The 17,680-nt window shown below is 49.1% G+C and carries 15 protein-coding genes; 3 read left to right on the top strand and 12 right to left on the bottom strand.

The window, feature by feature from the left end; translation table 11 throughout:
- Nucleotides 1-17: 17 nt before the first annotated feature.
- The 4 genes from DCC85_RS06750 to DCC85_RS06735 all read right to left on the bottom strand — a co-directional run bounded on the left by DCC85_RS06750 (nucleotide 18) and on the right by DCC85_RS06735 (nucleotide 4,680).
- The gene (locus tag DCC85_RS06750) at nucleotides 18-1,244 is read right to left on the bottom strand and encodes an MFS transporter (protein ID WP_234414374.1); all 1,227 of its coding nucleotides are present in this window, start codon (nucleotides 1,242-1,244) and stop codon (nucleotides 18-20) included.
- A gap of 65 nt (nucleotides 1,245-1,309) precedes the next feature.
- On the bottom strand, nucleotides 1,310-1,855 hold the full coding sequence (locus DCC85_RS06745) for a hypothetical protein (protein ID WP_108464888.1): 546 nt from the start codon (nucleotides 1,853-1,855) through the stop codon (nucleotides 1,310-1,312).
- Between the two features lie 22 nt (nucleotides 1,856-1,877).
- Nucleotides 1,878-2,258, bottom strand: coding sequence for a DUF350 domain-containing protein (locus DCC85_RS06740; RefSeq protein ID WP_108467759.1), 381 nt, complete (start codon nucleotides 2,256-2,258; stop codon nucleotides 1,878-1,880).
- A gap of 61 nt (nucleotides 2,259-2,319) precedes the next feature.
- Nucleotides 2,320-4,680: an endonuclease MutS2 gene (locus DCC85_RS06735; protein ID WP_108464887.1), complete on the bottom strand. Its 2,361-nt coding sequence runs from the start codon at nucleotides 4,678-4,680 to the stop codon at nucleotides 2,320-2,322.
- 152 nt (nucleotides 4,681-4,832) lie between these two features.
- Here DCC85_RS06735 and DCC85_RS06730 point away from each other — a divergent pair, with 152 nt between their 5' ends.
- Nucleotides 4,833-5,189, top strand: a complete 357-nt coding sequence (locus DCC85_RS06730; RefSeq protein WP_108464886.1) for a phage holin family protein — start codon at nucleotides 4,833-4,835, stop codon at nucleotides 5,187-5,189.
- Nucleotides 5,190-5,243: 54 nt separating this feature from the next.
- On the opposite strand, the gene DCC85_RS06725 is transcribed toward DCC85_RS06730, so the two are convergent.
- A complete protein-coding gene (locus DCC85_RS06725; RefSeq protein ID WP_234414373.1) occupies nucleotides 5,244-6,254 on the bottom strand; it encodes a GGDEF domain-containing protein in 1,011 nt (336 codons plus the stop codon).
- Nucleotides 6,255-6,618: 364 nt separating this feature from the next.
- Here DCC85_RS06725 and DCC85_RS06720 point away from each other — a divergent pair, with 364 nt between their 5' ends.
- Nucleotides 6,619-6,966, top strand: a complete 348-nt coding sequence (locus tag DCC85_RS06720) for a cupredoxin domain-containing protein (protein WP_234414451.1) — start codon at nucleotides 6,619-6,621, stop codon at nucleotides 6,964-6,966.
- Between the two features lie 66 nt (nucleotides 6,967-7,032).
- Here DCC85_RS06720 and DCC85_RS06715 read toward each other — a convergent pair whose 3' ends face one another.
- The 3 genes from DCC85_RS06715 to pheS form a co-directional block, all read right to left on the bottom strand.
- The gene (locus tag DCC85_RS06715) at nucleotides 7,033-8,580 is read right to left on the bottom strand and encodes a cell division protein ZapA (protein ID WP_108464883.1); all 1,548 of its coding nucleotides are present in this window, start codon (nucleotides 8,578-8,580) and stop codon (nucleotides 7,033-7,035) included.
- A 114-nt stretch (nucleotides 8,581-8,694) separates the two neighbouring features.
- The gene (gene pheT / locus DCC85_RS06710) at nucleotides 8,695-11,142 is read right to left on the bottom strand and encodes a phenylalanine--tRNA ligase subunit beta (RefSeq protein WP_108464882.1); all 2,448 of its coding nucleotides are present in this window, start codon (nucleotides 11,140-11,142) and stop codon (nucleotides 8,695-8,697) included.
- Between the two features lie 29 nt (nucleotides 11,143-11,171).
- Nucleotides 11,172-12,206 (bottom strand): phenylalanine--tRNA ligase subunit alpha, encoded by a 1,035-nt coding sequence (gene pheS / locus DCC85_RS06705; protein WP_108464881.1) that lies wholly within the window; start codon nucleotides 12,204-12,206, stop codon nucleotides 11,172-11,174.
- Nucleotides 12,207-12,745: 539 nt separating this feature from the next.
- Here pheS and DCC85_RS06700 point away from each other — a divergent pair.
- Nucleotides 12,746-12,937, top strand: coding sequence for a YwbE family protein (locus DCC85_RS06700; RefSeq protein ID WP_108464880.1), 192 nt, complete (start codon nucleotides 12,746-12,748; stop codon nucleotides 12,935-12,937).
- Between the two features lie 101 nt (nucleotides 12,938-13,038).
- Here the strand turns inward: DCC85_RS06700 and DCC85_RS06695 are convergent, their stop codons facing one another.
- The 4 genes from DCC85_RS06695 to DCC85_RS06680 form a co-directional block, all read right to left on the bottom strand.
- Nucleotides 13,039-13,815, bottom strand: coding sequence for a general stress protein (locus tag DCC85_RS06695; protein WP_108464879.1), 777 nt, complete (start codon nucleotides 13,813-13,815; stop codon nucleotides 13,039-13,041).
- A 156-nt stretch (nucleotides 13,816-13,971) separates the two neighbouring features.
- Nucleotides 13,972-14,934, bottom strand: coding sequence for an ABC transporter permease (locus DCC85_RS06690; protein ID WP_108464878.1), 963 nt, complete (start codon nucleotides 14,932-14,934; stop codon nucleotides 13,972-13,974).
- Complete coding sequence (locus DCC85_RS06685) at nucleotides 14,935-16,011, bottom strand: ABC transporter permease (protein ID WP_108464877.1); 1,077 nt, start codon at nucleotides 16,009-16,011, stop codon at nucleotides 14,935-14,937.
- On the bottom strand, nucleotides 16,008-17,543 hold the full coding sequence (locus DCC85_RS06680; RefSeq protein ID WP_108464876.1) for an ABC transporter ATP-binding protein: 1,536 nt from the start codon (nucleotides 17,541-17,543) through the stop codon (nucleotides 16,008-16,010). Before DCC85_RS06680 ends, DCC85_RS06685 begins: the two co-directional genes overlap by 4 nt.
- Nucleotides 17,544-17,680 lie beyond the last annotated feature (137 nt).

Genomic DNA, 17,680 nt, shown 5'->3' with positions numbered 1-17,680 from the left:
TTATACACGGGTTATGCTTATGAAGTTCTCTGGGGCATAGCGGGGCTCTTGAACTTTCGAAGCAGCTTGCGTAAAAACAGCCAACTAAGCAGCGGTGATGCCCCTACAAGGAACATCAACCAAGTGAGCGCCTGCATTTGAGGACGGAAGCCTAAGCACAGAATAAACAGCAGCGTGCCGAGCAGCCTTCCGACCATCATACTCAGCTCCCTCACAACGACCAGTTCAACACGGTTCTCCACATCCTCATCGCTCTTACCGATCAAATCAAATACGGAAGAGATCATCGGCAGCAGATAAAGCGGCATAAAAAATGCCGAACCGATCCCAAGCGTAAGCAATGTTCCGTAATTCACCTTCCATAGCAGAGGTATACCTGTCAGCAGGAGGCAGATCGCCCCAATCAACATCCCATAATATCTGTATTTCTGTTTGAAAAATTTTCCGGCCAGCCAAAAGGTGATGAGGGATACGAAGGAAACAGCAAAGGAGAATTGCCCCAATCTCCACTCCTTAGAGGTGCTTATAAATACGAGCAGATTCAGAAGAAAAGAGAAAACACCTTCCCGAATTCCATGAGCCATAGAGGCTGTACCCGCCTGCCTCCACGGATTGCCTCTGCGGAACAAGGTCAGCGGCAGCTTCCAGTCGTAGGAGCCTTCACGTTTGCGCTTCTTCAGTTTAAGACTAAGCAGTACACCTAACGTATAGATCACTAAAGAAGCTATAAAGATTACCCTATACCCGTGCACATCCTTCATACTGGATAAGATCCATCCTGAGGCCCAAGGTCCAAACAAGCCAATGACCGAACCAAGAATACCTACCCAGCCGTTGAACAAGTCCCGCGTGCCAACATCCGTCACCTCGAAATAAACCACATTAAAGGCAAGCCAGAACAGTCCCGAACCAATCCCAAACAGTAGCCCGAGCGGCCAAATTAAATGAACTGTTGCCGGTCCAGCCCACAGCACAAGCAAATAGAACACCCCTGATACCAAAATACCGAGTCTGAGGAAGATCATCTTGTCCTTTTCCTTCACCCATTTACCGGCCAGCCAAAAGGTTAATCCTAAAGCAAGCTGCTGACTGAAGGTAAACCATCCGATCATGGCAAAGTCCGGCCGTGTCCGCCACAAATAAACATTTAAAAAGGTTCCCGACAAGGCTCCGGCAAGCACAAAAAGCCCGTTAACGATCAGCAGCAGGATGGATTGATGATTCAAAACAGCCTTTCTAGCCAAAAAAAAGCCCCCTCCAAGTTGCGACATCTCTGAATTAGAATGTCCCACTTGAAGGGGAATCATGATTAGGACCGCTCGTGAAGCTGTTGTGCCCGGTGAACTAAGCGCAGACGGTCATCCTCGGACAAGAAGCTGCTGACATGAAAACAGGATGAGCAGACATACACATTCATCTTGAAGGGCGCATCCAACAGCGGGAGCTTAAATCCACCGGGAATTACACTCTTGAATCCCTGTTCCTGAACGGATTGAGTTCCTGTGAACAACATGTACTCCCGGCAGTGCGGACACTCTGGAACTTGATCCTGAGCATCCATAATTTTCTCAACAGCTGACTCATAGGCAAGCAAATCCGTACCCTCCGGAAGATAAGCCTCCAGAGCTCCGGCAACTTTGAGATTTGTAGCGTCATCCTCATCCCAGTAGGAAGATGATGAATAAGCTTCCTCTTCTCTTGCTTCCTCTTCAGCCTCCTCCTCGGAATCAATCGTTACACTGATGGTACGATATCCTTTTAATTCATTATTACAATGCGGGCATTCCTCTTCAGGACCGATTTCTTCATCCCACACAATTTCGGTTTGGCACCAAGGACAAATCGTATTCTCCATGATCTAATCAACCCTCTTTAGCTTAGAATAAGGCAATACAGGCGGCAATCACGAATGACACGGATACAGAAACTGCCAGTGAGATAATGCCTACCGCCCGATTGCCCATGCCAATCTCCCGATCAATCCGGAAGACCGGAGTCAAAAATTCAAACAACAGATATGCACCGAACAACAGGCCCACACCAATCGCAGAAATGATCATAAATTCATAGATCGTTGCACCTGCTGCAGCTGAGCGCATAATATTGCATATTCCAAAAATTTTGCCGCCTGTGGCTAAGGCTGCCGCAATATTACCTTTCTTGATCTCTTCCCAGCAGCGATAAGATGTAAGCAGTTCAAAAAAGAAGAGAAAGACAATTAACTCCAAAATCGCAACCGAGAACATGCCGATGATCATACCTAGCGGATGTTCCAGCAGCAGATCCACGGGTTTCAAATCTCCCTTCCCTCCCAATTCATTATTTCAGCTCAGCGACCGTTACCCCGGCACCGCCTTCCCCATAGTTGCCTAGACGGTAGCTCTTCACATGCTTATGTCTGCGCAAATAGTCCTGAATCCCTGTTCGCAGCACTCCTGTACCTTTGCCGTGAATGATATAAACCTGGCCCAGATTGCCCAAGAAGGCTTCATCCAGGAAGCGGTCCACTTCGATCAACGCTTCTTCCAAGTTAGAGCCTCTGAGGTCAAGCTCACTGCGGATGGAATCATCGCGTGTACGCTTTAAATTAGTAACCGAACGCTGGGCCGGTTTGGCAGCCGGCTGCTGCTTAATCAGCTCTAAATCATCCATCGAAACCTTCATCTTCATGATCCCTAGCTGAACAACCGCCTCCTTGCCGGCAATTTCCACGACATGCCCCTTCTGATTCAGGCTGTAAACAGATACTTCGTCCCCTGGTTCAATAGCCTTCTCTTTCAGCGCCTTGCGTACAGCAGGTGCTTTCTTGCGCTGTTTAGGCTCAGCCTCTTCCAGCGCTTTGCGAGCTTCAATCAGCTTATGCTGTTTGACTGCGGCTCCTTCCTCTTGAGCTAGCCTTCTCAAATCCTCAATGATCTTCTCGGATTCTTGTCTGGCCTTCTCGATAATTTGCCGCGCCTCGTCCTCAGCCTTCTCCAAGCGCTTATCCCGCTGCTGCTCCAGCTTCTCCAGCTCTTGTTCATGGCGCTTGCGCAGCTCCTCCATTTCACGACGCAGCTTCTCGGCCGATTCACGCTCCTGCTCTGCTCCAAGTCGATTCTCTTCCAGGGATGCAATCATATTCTCAACGCGTAAGTCCTCTTCCTTCACTTCCCCGCGTGCAAACTCTAGGATATCAGCGGACAGACCTAGACGCTCCGCTATAGCAAAGGCGTTGCTTCGTCCCGGCACCCCGATTAGCAGACGATAAGTCGGGCTAAGCGTATTCACATCAAACTCCATACTCGCATTAATAACACCTTTGCGCTCATAGGCATAGGCCTTCAACTCACTGTAATGGGTGGTTGCGACCATGCGGCAGCCCAAGGCATGAATGTGCTCCAAAATGGCAATAGCCAAAGCAGAGCCTTCAGCAGGATCAGTTCCCGCTCCAAGCTCATCCAGAAGCACAAGGCTCTTAGGTGACATCTGCTTCAGAATAGAGATAATATTGGTCATATGGCTGGAAAAGGTACTGAGGTTCTGCTCGATACTTTGCTCATCCCCAATATCCGCATAGATTGCGTCAAATACGCATAGCTGGCTCCCATCCTCTGCGGGGACGAATAACCCGGACATTGCCATAAGGCTCAGCAGCCCGATCGTCTTGAGCGAGACTGTCTTCCCCCCGGTATTCGGCCCTGTCACAATGATAGAGGTATACTGATTCCCGAGCTCGACATCAATCGGAACCACCTGCTCCATAGGAATCAACGGATGTCTCCCCTTCTTCAGCTTCAGAAATCCGCGATCATTCATACGCGGCAAAGTCGCTTTCATGACGTGGGCCAGCCGCCCTTTTGCAAAAATAAAATCCAGCTGTGCAAGGACATCCGCATCAAACAGCAGCAGTTCTGCCTGTTCTCCTACAAGTGCCGTCAGCTTCTGCAGAATAACCTCAATCTCCCGCTCTTCTCTCAGCTTGGTCTCACGCAGCTTGTTATTCATAGCTACAATGGATTCGGGTTCAATAAACAGGGTCGCTCCCGAACCCGATTGGTCATGAACAATACCGCCAAAGTAAGAACGATATTCTGATTTTACAGGGATAACAAAGCGGTCATTCCGAATGGTAATCAGCTGCTCTTGCAGCATTTTGGAGGCCGTGCTCGAACGGATCATGCCCTCCAGCTTCTCGCGGATTCTGGCCTCACCGCCTCTTAATTCTCTGCGGACTTGACTCAGTTCCGAGCTCGCCGAGTCCAGAACCTCTCCGTTCTCGTCGATACACCGTTTGATGGAATTCTCAAGGGCCTTCTGGTCACTCAGTTCTTCCGTAAGCCGGGACAGCAGCTCCACCGGATCCTCCTCATGTACACCCTCGATATATTTACTAATTCTGCGCCCACCAAATAAGGTTGCAGCAATCCCATAAAGCTCGCTTGGGCTTAAAGTGCCTCCAATTCGGGCCCGCTTAACCGCCGGCACGATATCTACAATACCTCCAAAAGGAGGAGATCCCTTAAGCCGATCCACTTTATAAGCCTCATCCGTTGCTTGAAGAAGCCGCTTAACATCTTCCAGATCGGCAACAGGAGCAAGCTGACCGGCCAGCGTCTTGCCTGGCTGTGTCTGCGCAAATTGGATAAGACTATCTATGATTTTAGGATAATCCATCGTTCGTAAAATTTTCTGATCCAAGGACGTTCACAACTCCTCTTTAGGTATTCATTTATTATAAACGAAAAAAGGTCTTCTCCGCCATTTTGTACAGCACATAACTTTCTTAGAATTGGCTACTCTATAAGACGATTAGTCAAATGCACAACATTTAAAAAGGAGGCCTCACGTCCATGCAGTTTCTTGGACACGTTATCCGGTTTATCGTATCCGCCTTAGTTCTACTGCTGGTAGGCTGGCTTGTTCCTCAATTCACCGTGGGCAACTTCGGCAGCGCCCTTCTGCTTGCACTGGTCATTGCCCTGCTCGGATGGGGGATTGAAGCCGTATTTGGCAAAAAAGTCTCCCCGTTTGGACGAGGCATTGTAGGCTTTCTGGTCAGTGCTCTTGTGATCTGGCTGGCCCAATTCGTCATTAGCGGCGTATCCGTAACTATGATTGGCGCGCTGCTCGCCGCGCTCGTCATTGGGATTATCGACCTCTTCATTCCGGTCGCAACTCCATTTGACGCAGCAAGCAGCAAAAAGTAGCTTCAGGCTAAAGCAAACCCCTGAACCGATGACAGATCGGGACAGGGGTTGTAACTAAGATAGACAGACAGGCTCCGGCTTCCCGGAGTAGACAACTGTCCTGTTTTTACCAGACCTCTTAGCCTTATACAGCGCAGAATCCGCATTTCTGAACAATGCCTCTTTACCATCTCCCAAGTGATATTCACACAAGCCGACGCTCACCGTAACTGGCCGGTCAAGATGGGGAAGCTCCAGCCGTTCAATGCTTTCCCTGATCTTCTCAGCATAGTTATAGGCTTCTTCCGGAGTTTTCTCTGTAAAAATCACCGCAAACTCCTCGCCCCCATATCTTGCTGCAAAATCATCTGTATGCATAATTTCAGTGAGCTGGTTAGCTACCTCTTTCAAGACGATATCGCCTACCCAATGGCCGTAATTATCATTAATGGTCTTAAAGTTATCTATATCCAAAATGCCCAGCTGAATAGATACTCCGTTTGCCTCGCTGTGCTGTATCAGATTCTCCATATATTCATGAAAAGTCTTATGATTATAAAGCCCTGTCAGTGCATCTATCTTCAGCAGCTTATCCGCAATTGTCTTCTCCACGATTAATTTCTGCTCAGACTTAACAAGGCTCTCCACTGCTTTGCGCATCTCCTGGGAACGGATTAGTGCAGCCTGAGCCAGCAGCATGGCAGTAACAAAAACAGCCAGAACCAGCAGGATATCAGCTATACTTAAGGAGCCTGGCCATATGGATTCATTGACGAACTCCGAGAAAATGTAAATCATCATATCCGCTAATCCGAAGGTTAGCAAGAGCTTCCGGTCCAAGTAAACCAAAGAAAGCAGCATCGGAATGACTAAAATAATCTCAGCCCCATGGACAATGGGGCTAAACATGTAATACATGAAATAAGTAAACAGCATCCCGGTAAATAACACGCCGCGCTTCAAAAGACGATGGCTTCGCTTTAACCATAGTTCGGTTCCAGCGAGCAGAACCAAAATTGCACCGTCTGCCAGCAGCACCAAAGTTCCGTTCGTTTTCCAATAGTCGCTATACTTAAGCCATGACAAGTGGATAATAAAAGAGAAGGACTGAGAAGTAAAAAGTAAAAAGGCTGTCAACCAGTAAGCCACCATAATTTTTCGATTCCACGACCAAGAAGCCCATTTATGTGAGTAACTGTCGAATATATGAATCCCCTACTTTAACTATTAATTATGGTGCCCTAAGGTATATAGATAGAACTATTATATCGTATTCTGCCCTGCTGTCCACAGGGGGTGGGCTCAAAACTAATGTTAAATTAGGCTCGCCCCATCCAAAGTCAACTTCTGGAGGTTTTCTTACCTGCCATTTCAAGGTATGATAGAACCTGAATTTTATATTTGCTTGAGGTGAATAATGAACAAAATAATTAGCTTATTATGCTCTTTGATGCTTATATTCCTGCTTGCCGCTTGCGGTAATGTTGCTCAGTCGCCGAATAACGAGACCCCAGCTTCGAAGAAGGATGCCGCAGAAGCCGAATTGGTAATCAAAGCCTCGAACTATCAATTCGATCAGCAAGCGTACCATGTAAAAAAAGGGGTTCCTGTTCAAATCACCTTGGAAAACGTTGACGGTAACCACGGAGTTAACATTGACCGCTTGGACGTTCACCTCGACCGCAAACACAGCTCGGCCGTCGTCACTCCAACCGAGACCGGCCAATATGATATCGCCTGCTCTATCCCTTGCGGACCAGGGCATAAGATGATGAAAGCTGTTCTGTATGTGGAATAGTCAGTCAACAGCTTGTAATCATGCAAATGAACAAAGCCTGCGGAATCTTCCGCAGGCTTTGTTCATTTATGTCTGATCCTGTTCAATCAATTCAATCCACTCATTAAATTCCGTCTGGAGCTTCGCATAATCCTCTTTCAGACGTTCGTACTGCTCTTCAGTCTTCTGTACACGCTCGCGCTCCACTTCTCGCTCAGCGATCAATAAGCGATATTCATGAGAGATGATCTCAAATTGGCCACCGATCTCTTGCAGCTGGTCTGCAAGCCGCTGCCGCTCCGCTTCGGCTTCTTCCTTCTCTTGCGTAAGCGCAGCAGCTTGATCCTGACCCGCGGCACATTCCTGCTGCCATTGTTCCAATTGCCGCTGGAGTTCCGCCTCGGCAGCGCGCAGTGCTGTCTCCTGCTCTTCCGCGGCTTCACAGCGGTCACGCCACTGGCTTGCCCGGTCTTGCTCAGCCTTCAGCTCCTGATCTTGCTCCTGAAGCAAGACATTCGCCTGCTCCAGTTCCTCCTGCACCTTAACCAGCTGCAGTTCAAGACGGCCCAGCTGTTCGCGCAGTGCAGAGATCTCGCCGGATGCCGCTTGCTCGCGCTGCTGCGATTCGCTTAGCTTAATGGAGAGTGATTCATAGCTTCCACGGACGGACAGTAAATCTGCCTTAGCCCGTGCCAGATCGGCCTCACTGCGCTCTGCATTCTCCTTCATCGCCATCGTCTCTTCCTGAGCACTCTTTAGTCCTTCCTCAAGAGTGCCATTATACTCGGAGGCCTGCAACAGCTCAAGCTCCAGGCGTTCATAGTCTGCCTTCAACTGCTCGGCCTGCTTGCGCCAGGATTGCTGAGACTGGAGAGCTGAAGCAACCTCACCGCGCAGCTTCTCTTCGAGCTTCTTGGCCTCGTCCAGGTGCTGCTGTCTCCGCTTGTTCTCCCGGTCAGAAGCCGCCAAGCTTTCCGTAGCAGCCTTATATTGCTGCTCGAGCCGCCCGGCTTCGTCCTTGTAACGCTTCGCTTCAGCCTGCAGCGACTCTTCTCGCTTCAGTGCTTCATTGACCTTTGCATTCAGCGCTATCAAAGCTTCCTTCTCCTTCTTCGCTTCCTGCTCTGCACCGCGAAGCTTGGACTGAAGCTGACTATTGCTGCTTCTTAACTCGGACAGCTGCTTCTCCAGCTCTTGGATGCGGCCGGCTTGCTTTCGCTGCGCTGATTCTTTCTCAGTAACCATACTCTGAAGCTTGGCATGCTGCTGTTCCAGCTCCGCCTTTGCATTCTTAAGCTGAGAATGCTCCTCATATAAGGCGCTGTGCTTCTCCTGCTGCTTTACAGCCGAATCCTGTAATGAGGAAACCTTCCGACTTAACTCATCCAGCTCGCGGTTAGCTTCAGTTAACTGCTGCGATAACTGCTCGCCTCTGATAGCTTCTTCAGCCATATGAACGGCAGCCAGTACGGCAAGCCGGGGAATGTCTAGATGGGTGTATACTTTGGAAATGGCACGCATGCGTTCATCCACATGATTGGCTACTTGCTTCATGTATTCGGCGCTGCTGCCGACAATTTTGTAGGATGTTCCGTAAATTTCTACGTTTACACTAACTCGTTCGGATTTAGCCAAAGCATCTGTGCCTCCTTCAGTCTTATGTTAGGTCTCGGATGTTCTGGTTTACCACGAAAGTCACATCGAACCTGCAATAGTATGAGGATTCGATGTGACTTTCGCGATTTCCTGCTATTTTCTCAATTCTGCTTGAAAAGATTGTTCCAGGGCCGCAGTTACACGTCCATGAACATCTGTAATCTCTTCCTCTGTCAATGTGTGGTCTTTGTGGCGATACACCAGGGACAAGGCAATGCTCTTCTTGCCTTCTCCAAGCTTGCTGCCAGTAAATACATCAAATACATCCACCGCTTCCAGCAAGTCCCCCGCAGCATCACGCGCTACAGATACCAGCTGTCCAGCAGGAACCTGTGCATCAACAACAACTGCAATATCCCGCTGAACAGAAGGGAATTTCGGCAGCTCCTGATAAATAACAGGCTTGCCTTCGGTATCGAACAACGGTGCAAGCAGCAGTTCAGCAACATACGTATCCGCTAAGTCCCGCTCCTGCTGTAAAGCTGGATGAAGCTGTCCTACGACCCCTACACGAACCTTCTCCGTACCTTGCTCAAGGAAGACGGATGCCGAGCGTCCCGGATGGAACCCTTCCGGACTGTCTGCAGTATAGGTGACTTTTCCATCAAGCCCCAGAAAGTGAACAACACTCTCCACAGCACCTTTAATATCAAAGAAGTCCACCGGCTGCCCTTGGACGTTCCACTGTGTCTCTTGACGCTGCCCGGTAAGCAATAGACCTAAGACCTGCAGCTCCCGTGGTTGCTTGGTAAGCAGTTGCTCCTCTGCTTGGAACACACTTCCGATCTCGAACAAAGCTAGGTTCTCCTGCTTCCGGTTCCGATTATATTCAGCAATCTGGAGAAGCTGTGGCAGCGAACTGCTGCGAAGCACGCTCCGATCCTCACTCATAGGCATAGCCAGCTTCACCGTATGGCGTCCCTCCAATAAAGTTGGGAAGAGCTGCCCGGCCCCTTCATTTGTAAATGAGTAGCTGATCACCTCTTGCCAGCCGCCATTTGCCAGCAGGGCGCGAATTTTCCGCCGCAAGGACTGGGACTTCGTGTAAGCACCAGGCGTTGTCGGGCCTTCAATAACTGTTGTCGGAATATTGTCATAGCCGTACAACCTTGCAACCTCTTCGATCAAATCCACATCCCGGGTAATGTCTCCGCGCCGCGTTGGGACTTTTACCTCAAGGCGGTTATCCGGCAAATCTCCCGCTTCAAAATGCAGGCGATTAAAAATCGTCTTAACCTCAAGGGCGGATATCTCTGTACCGAGATAAGCATTCAGCTTTGTCAGGGACAAAGTAATAATCCGGTCCTCTGGCTGCTCTCCAGCAGCTTCAACAATTCCCTGTTCAACAGCTCCTCCAGCATAGAGAGCAATAAGCCGTGCCGCACGATCGAGTGCCGGAATTACCGCATTCGGATCAACCTCTTTCTCGAAGCGAAGGGAGGCTTCCGAACGAAGTCCAAGCTGACGAGACAGTTTACGAACCACTCCTCCGTCAAACTTGGCGGATTCCAGAACAATATTCACGGTCTGTTCCGTTACCTCTGAATTGGCTCCGCCCATAACTCCCGCCAGAGCTATTGGCTTCTCAGCATCGGTAATGAGAAGAGCACCAGCTTCAAGCTCTCTTTCCTGACCGTCCAGCGTGATCACTTTCTCTCCCTGCTCGGAGAGTCTAACTTCAATTTGTCTGCCAGCAATTTGATCTGCATCGAACGCGTGCAGCGGCTGACCATACTCCAGCATGACATAATTTGTCGCGTCCACAATATTGTTAATTGGACGTACTCCTGCTGCCATTAGGCGATTCTGCATCCACTGCGGTGAAGGAGCTATCTTCACATTTTTGATATAGCGAACAGCATATCGGCTGCAAAGCTCAGGTACGCTTACCTTTACAGAGATTTGATCCGCTGCCTGCTCTGCGACTTCAATGAGCTCCTCCTTAGGAGAAGGCAGCTTCACTTCACGGCCAAGGATAGCGGCTACCTCATAAGCAGCTCCAATCATGCTCAAGCAGTCCGAGCGGTTAGGTGTCAAATCAAAATCCAGCACCTTATTGTTCAGACCAAGAATCTCTTCGATAGGTGTACCGATAACCGTCTCCTCTGCAAGGACAAGAATACCCTCCTGCTGTTCTTTAGGAAGCAGCTTGTCGTTGAGACCCAGCTCCTTAGCCGAGCAGATCATCCCTTGGGAAGCTACACCGCGCAGCTTAGCCTTCTTGATCTCCAAGCCTCCTGGGAGCTTTGCGCCAACCAAGGCTACAGGAACCTTCTGCCCTGCATCTACATTTTTCGCCCCACAGACGATTTGCAGCTCTTCGTCCAGTCCGGCATCTACAATACATACGTTCAATTTATCTGCGTCAGGGTGTTTCTCCTTCGACTTCACATAGCCGACAACCACCTTGGATACGCCTTGGTTACGGTTTTCTACACTGTCAATTTCAATACCTGCCCGTGTAATCTGTTCCGCAAGCTCTTCCGCATTTACATTCTCAAGCGATACATAGTCTGACAGCCATTCTGTGGATACTTTCATCTGCTTAATCTCCCTTCTTCTCTACAACTTTAATTCCGGGCAAACTGCTGAAGAAATCTCATATCGTTATAATAAAAATGACGGATATCATCTACGCCGTATTTCAGCATAGCGATGCGTTCTACGCCCATACCAAACGCAAAGCCGCTGTACTCCTCCGGATCGTAACCGCCCATTTTGAGCACGCGTGGGTGAACCATACCTCCGCCCAAAATTTCCAGCCAGCCTGTATTCTTGCAGACCCGGCAGCCATCGCCTCCGCACTTCATACAAGTCACATCAACCTCAACACTCGGTTCCGTAAAAGGAAAGAAGCTTGGGCGCAGGCGGATTTGAGTTTGCGGACCAAACATTTCACGAACAAATTGAAGCAGAGTCCCCTTCAGGTCGCTCATCCGGATATGACGTCCAACCACCAGGCCTTCAATCTGATGGAACTGGAAGGAATGGGTGGCATCATCGTCATCACGGCGATATACCTTGCCCGGGCAAATGACCTTGATCGGCACTTCTCCCTCTTTGGACTTCATCGTTCTGGCCTGAACCGGGGAAGTATGTGTCCGCATCAGCAGATCTTCTGTAACATAAAAAGAATCCTGCATATCCCGAGCCGGATGATTCTTCGGCAGGTTCAACGCTTCAAAGTTGAAGTAGTCAGTCTCTACCTCTGGTCCTTCAGCAATCTGATACCCCATGCCAATAAAGATATCCTCCATGTCTTGAATCACTCTGTTCAATGGATGAACAGCCCCCTGCTTCAACGGGCGTCCTGGCAGCGTAACATCCACCTTCTCTGCAGCCAGACGGCGCTCTGTCTCAAGACGCTGGAACTCCTCCTGCTTGCTCGTAATGACAGCCTCAATTGCACCACGCACCTCGTTGCCGACCTGTCCAATCACCGGACGTTCCTCTGCACTAAGGCTGCCCATCCCCCGCAGGATTTCGGTCAGCGCGCCTTTCTTACCCAGGTATTTGACTCTCAGGTCGTTCAGTTGTCCTGCATCAGAAACTTGGCTAAGCTCAGCCAGTGCTTCTTCTTTTAATGCTTCTAAACGCTCTCTCATTTTGCCCCTCCTCAAGGTTTCATGCGGCCTACAACCGCATCTTCGATTTCATGTCGGATAACAAAAAAGGCCTTTTCTCCCGTAAGGGACGAAAAGACCGTGGTACCACCCTTGTTAAAGAACGCCTCAGCAATCGGCAGATAGCGCTACATTGCCAGATCCCTGCCATGCTTCCTAGAAAGCGTCTCTCACTCTTCGAAATAACGGCTCGAGGACCGGTATCCCCTACTTACGGACTTGGCATCTCCGTCGTTCAAGGAACTGCTCAGGAGGGAACTTCGGCAGCCTGTTTCTGTAGAGATGCTCTCAATCCATGACATCTCCTCCCTGTAAAGAGGCACTGCTTACTCTTCTCCATCTCTGCATTTATATATCCTACATAACTACACACATTATATGCAATGTCATTCGTGTTGGCAAGCCGCTTCCTTAGGATTTATTCCTAAGCTCTTTGGCTTTTGATTTTGTATGTGACCGGTAGTGTGCTATGGTTAGATTACCTTGACATCCAGTCATACTATCCTAAGGAGGACATATTTATGGACGGCAATCTCCGTAATAATATTACCCCAGGTTTAACTGTTGATATCGTGCTAAAACAAGATCAGCCCACCGGAAAGCTGACCCGAGGAGTGGTGAAGGATATCTTAACGAATTCTGCCAGGCATCCGCATGGCATCAAGGTCCGCCTGCAGGACGGGCAAGTGGGTCGCGTTAAGGTCATCCATTAGTTTAAGCCATGCTTTTCGTTTCATATAAAGAGGCTTGTCCACTGGACAAGCCTCTTTCATTAACACGCACATCTCTATTCATTCGATATTAGCGTACATGCTTACAAATCCGTATTCGGGTCATTGGTAGATCTGCGCAGCCGTCCGTCACGAACTCTGCCCGGGAGCTCCATATCTTCACGATCATAGCCATCGGTGTCTCCATTCAGCCCCTTAGCCATGTCGTGATCTGTCCGCGTAACCTCTTGATAGAAAGTTCCTGCCGGTTCTCTTGTCTCCTTCCGCTTGGCAGCTGCGTTCTGATCACCATAGTAAGTGTCAGCATTCTTCTGTACACCATGCTGACTATCCTTACGTTCTGTCATGTAGCTCTCTCCCATACTATAGTAATTTGAGTTAAGGGTATGATATTTGCGGAAAACCCGGTATACATTCTCTCGCACAGCTACATCTTCATCCACCATCACCAGAATGCGCCCATCGTTCACATAGGCATCATATTCGTTAGCCTCATCTTCAGGGATCCCCATTCCAATAAGCCCGCCTGCTAGTCCACCAGCTCCGGCTCCCACAGCTGCTCCCGTCAGAGCAGCTGCAATTGGCCCCGCTGCAATAATAGGTCCTATCCCCGGAATCGCCAGCAGGCCCAGACCCGCAAGCAAGCCTGTTACCCCGCCTACTACACCGCCTGTTGCAGCACCAGTTGCTACACCTTCAGGCGCCTTGGTACCTGTTCTATCATCCAGCGCATTCATATCAGCACTATTTTTTGAAACCACCGAGATATCGTCTGCTTGAATTCCTTGTTGTTTCAATTCCTCAATAGCTCCTACAGCATCCTGCTCTGTATTGAAGACACCAACAATTTTTCTAGCCATATTGACTACCTCCTGCTCTCGTTTAGGTACAGGATATACTTACCCCATCTCACCGAACCTAAACGATTCACGTTCTTCCTTAAGCAAGCTCGTACAGGTAAGCTTGTAAAGAAAAAGAGCCGTCCCCTGATCAGGGAACAGCTCTTAGAAATTACATTATCGCTTGCTCGGATCGTAAGTCTGGCCTAGTGCTGCCGGAGCCGCTGAACGGCCGACTGCAGCTACCAATACGATGATCGTCAGTATATAAGGAAGCATGTAGATAAATTCCTGCGGTATGTTTTGCGACCAGGAGAACAAGCTAACATAGCTGCGGATCGCCTGGGAAAAGCCGAAGAACGCAGCGGCACCAAAGGCGCCAAGCGGGTTCCATTTTCCGAAGATCATTGCCGCAATGGCAATAAATCCTTGCCCGGAAATCGTGTTATGCGCAAATGTGTTTGTTGTGGTCAGGGTTACTGTCGCACCGCCCAGAGCGGCCAAAGCACCACTGATCATTACGCCAATGTAGCGCATCCGGTTTACGTTAATTCCAGCTGTATCTGCCGCACTTGGATGTTCACCAACCGCACGAAGACGCAAACCAAATGGAGTCTTGAACAGTACGTAGAACGCCACGAATACTAGGATAATCGCAATATAAGTGGTCGGATAACTGTTAAACAATCCTTCCCCAATCAGCGGTATCTGGGACAATCCCGGAATGGCCCATTTACTGAACGCTTCTTTCAACAAAGGGGTTTCCCCATTACCGGAGAAGATCAGCTTGACCAGATAAAGTGTTGCACCGGTGGCTAAGAAGTTGATGACGATCCCGCTGATCGTCTGATCCGCCTTAAATGTAATGGAAGCTACGGCATGAATTAAGGAGGCAATAATCCCTAACACGATGGCGGCAATAAGGCCGACCCATGGAGAAGCTGCTCCCATGCCTGCATCCTCTGCATAATAAGTGGAGACCGCTGCAGCAAAAGCCCCGAAGGTCATTAAACCCTCAATACCAATATTCGTCACACCAGAGCGTTCAGAGAAGATGCCGCCAAGCGCCCCGAAGATCAGCGCTGTGGAGAACACGAGCGTCGTATTAATCAGCTGGCCCAGTGTCGTTATCCAATCCATTTACAACACCTTCTCTTTCTTGCGTTTATTATAGAAGGGTTTAAGCACCCAGCGAACAATGCCTTGAGCGGCAATAAAGAATATAATCGCACCGATAACAATTCGAATCAACTCTGGAGGTACACCGGCACCGAAGCTCATACCTGCCGAGCCGTAAGTTAATGTACCGAACAAAATCCCCCCGAGCAAAATACCGAATGGGTTATTCATCCCAATCAAGGCTACCGCAATACCATCAAATCCTGTTCCCGGTGAACCCGACATCACGGACTGATAGTGGAACACACCTAGAATCTGTAATGCTCCTGCGAGGCCGGCGAATACGCCGCTGATAAACATCACTTTGACCACATTACGGCCCACATTCATCCCTGCATATTCGGCCGCCTGCGGATTGCTGCCGACAGCACGCAATTCGAAGCCCTGCTTTGTTTTCCACAAGTAGACATAGAAGAATACCGCTGCAATGATCGCAATCAGCATGCCCCAATGCACACGAGCGCCATTTAGCATCTCAGACAACCAGTCTATCGAGATAGAAGCCGAGGGCTGGATATCCTGAGAACGCTGTTGCCCCTCCATGAGCAAGAAGTTGCGAACTACATAATTCGCTAAATAAAGAGCAGTCCAGTTCAGCATGATACTGGTAATAACCTCATTCACACCGCGCTTTGCCTTTAAATAGCCTGCAATAGCGGCCCATAAGCCACCGCACAGACCGCCTACAATAATCGCGAGCGGGGCATGAATATAAGCTGGCAAGCCCGTTACTTTGACGCCGATGAACGTCGCAGCAGTCATCCCGATAATAAACTGTCCTTCACCGCCAATGTTGAACAGTCCTGCACGGAAAGCAAAGGCAACCGCAAGACCAGTCAGAATCAGCGGAGTGATCTCACGCAAGGTCTCACCAAAGTCATACGAATTTCCAAACACCTGTTGGAACAAAGATTGATAAGCCAGCAGAGGGTCATAACCCCCAATCAGCATTATAATGGCTCCGACAATCAAGCCTAAAATAATTGCAACAATGGATGTCCCTGCACTGCCGGTAAATATTTTGAACACTTTACTCATGCCTTGGCACCTCCAGCTACTGTGCTGCCTGCCATCATCAAGCCAAGCTCCTCATCATTGGTTTGCTCCGGCAGCACTTCGCCGACAATCTGTCCTTCATAAATGACAGCAATTCGATCAGATACGTTTATAATTTCGTCCAATTCAAAAGAAATCAGCAAAACTGCTTTACCTTGGTCGCGCTGTGCTACCAGCTGGCTTTGTACGAATTCAATAGCTCCGACATCAAGCCCGCGGGTTGGCTGTGCTGCGATTAAGAGATCAGGATTCTTATCTATTTCCCGGGCTATAATGGCTTTTTGCTGGTTCCCCCCGGACAAAGAACGTGCTTTTGTTTCCATACTTGGAGTTCTCACGTCAAAATTTTTGATCAACCGCTGGGCTTTCTCCGCGATCGCCTTGTAATTAAGGAAACCGCCCTTATTGTACGGTGCTTTATAGTAGCTCTCAAGCACCATATTCTCACTCATGGAGAAATCAAGTACAAGCCCGTGCTTATGCCGATCCTCCGGAATATGGGCCATACCGCTCTCTGAAATTTTACGTGGCGAGAGCCCTGATATCTCTTTGCCGGACAGGCGTATTGAGCCTCCGCTCACTTTGCGCAGTCCTGTCAAAGCCTCAATTAATTCCGTCTGACCGTTACCGTCAACACCAGCAATGCCCAGTATTTCACCAGCCCGGACTTCTAAGTTCAAGTGATTGAGCACCGCTGCGCCATCCTTGTTCTTCACGAATAAGTCCCTTACCTGCAGAACAGGCTCGCCCGGTTTTGCAGGCTGCTTGTCCACCTTAAAGGAGACATTACGCCCGACCATTTTCTCTGCCAGCATATTCGGCGTAGTCTCCGCGGTCTTTACCGTATCGATGACCTTACCCCGCCGTACAATGGTCACGGTATCCGAAATATGCATGATCTCTTTCAGCTTATGGGTGATCAGAATAATCGACTTGCCTTCTGCTACGAGGCGGCGCATGATCTCCATCAACTCTGTAATCTCTTGCGGAGTCAGCACTGCGGTCGGCTCATCAAAGATCAGAATTTCCGCTCCGCGGTATAATGTCTTCAAGATCTCTACACGCTGCTGCATGCCCACGGAAATATCGTGAATCTTCGCATAAGGATCAACCTTCAGACCATATTGCTCCGATAGTTCACGAATTTTAGCGGCAGCACTCTTATGATCCAGCTTGAGACCCTTCTTTGGTTCCATGCCGAGAATAATATTCTCAGTCACGGTAAAGGGCTGAACTAATTTAAAGTGCTGGTGTACCATGCCAATCCCCAGATCAATAGCCTTATTCGGGTTATCTATAACAACGGGGGAACCATTAATTTCGATACTGCCCTCATCCGGCTGGTACAAGCCGAATACGATGTTCATCAGCGTTGACTTACCGGCGCCGTTCTCGCCAAGTAGAGCATGGATTTCACCTTTGTGCAGTTTCAAACTAATGGAATCATTGGCAACAATCCCAGGGAACCGTTTGGTAATGCCTTTTAACTCTACGACGGGGGTCGCTGCGTTCATGAAATCACCCTTCTTATATAATTAGAGCATTAAGCCCATATCACTTTAACACGGAGGATAACGTAAGAACAAGGCCAGTTAGATAACCAGCCTTGTCACAAAATATGCGTTATATTCAGTTACAAAGGCAACAGCCC

The sequence above is a fragment of the Paenibacillus sp. CAA11 genome, from assembly GCF_003060825.1.
In the GTDB taxonomy this organism is placed as follows: domain Bacteria; phylum Bacillota; class Bacilli; order Paenibacillales; family Paenibacillaceae; genus Fontibacillus.
The sequence above is the reverse complement of the archived record's forward strand: the minus strand, read 5'-3'. Positions and strand labels throughout refer to the sequence as shown.

Coding starts and splice junctions, on each gene's coding strand:
- DCC85_RS06700 (WP_108464880.1), top strand. CDS start 12,746: ATGGACGGCAATCTCCGTAATAATATTACCCCAGGTTTAACTGTTGAT.
- DCC85_RS06685 (WP_108464877.1), bottom strand. CDS start 16,011: ATGAGTAAAGTGTTCAAAATATTTACCGGCAGTGCAGGGACATCCATT.
- pheT (WP_108464882.1), bottom strand. CDS start 11,142: ATGAAAGTATCCACAGAATGGCTGTCAGACTATGTATCGCTTGAGAAT.
- DCC85_RS06680 (WP_108464876.1), bottom strand. CDS start 17,543: ATGAACGCAGCGACCCCCGTCGTAGAGTTAAAAGGCATTACCAAACGG.
- DCC85_RS06695 (WP_108464879.1), bottom strand. CDS start 13,815: ATGGCTAGAAAAATTGTTGGTGTCTTCAATACAGAGCAGGATGCTGTA.
- DCC85_RS06690 (WP_108464878.1), bottom strand. CDS start 14,934: ATGGATTGGATAACGACACTGGGCCAGCTGATTAATACGACGCTCGTG.
- DCC85_RS06740 (WP_108467759.1), bottom strand. CDS start 2,258: ATGATCATCGGCATGTTCTCGGTTGCGATTTTGGAGTTAATTGTCTTT.
- pheS (WP_108464881.1), bottom strand. CDS start 12,206: ATGAGAGAGCGTTTAGAAGCATTAAAAGAAGAAGCACTGGCTGAGCTT.
- DCC85_RS06730 (WP_108464886.1), top strand. CDS start 4,833: ATGCAGTTTCTTGGACACGTTATCCGGTTTATCGTATCCGCCTTAGTT.
- DCC85_RS06720 (WP_234414451.1), top strand. CDS start 6,619: ATGCTTATATTCCTGCTTGCCGCTTGCGGTAATGTTGCTCAGTCGCCG.
- DCC85_RS06745 (WP_108464888.1), bottom strand. CDS start 1,855: ATGGAGAATACGATTTGTCCTTGGTGCCAAACCGAAATTGTGTGGGAT.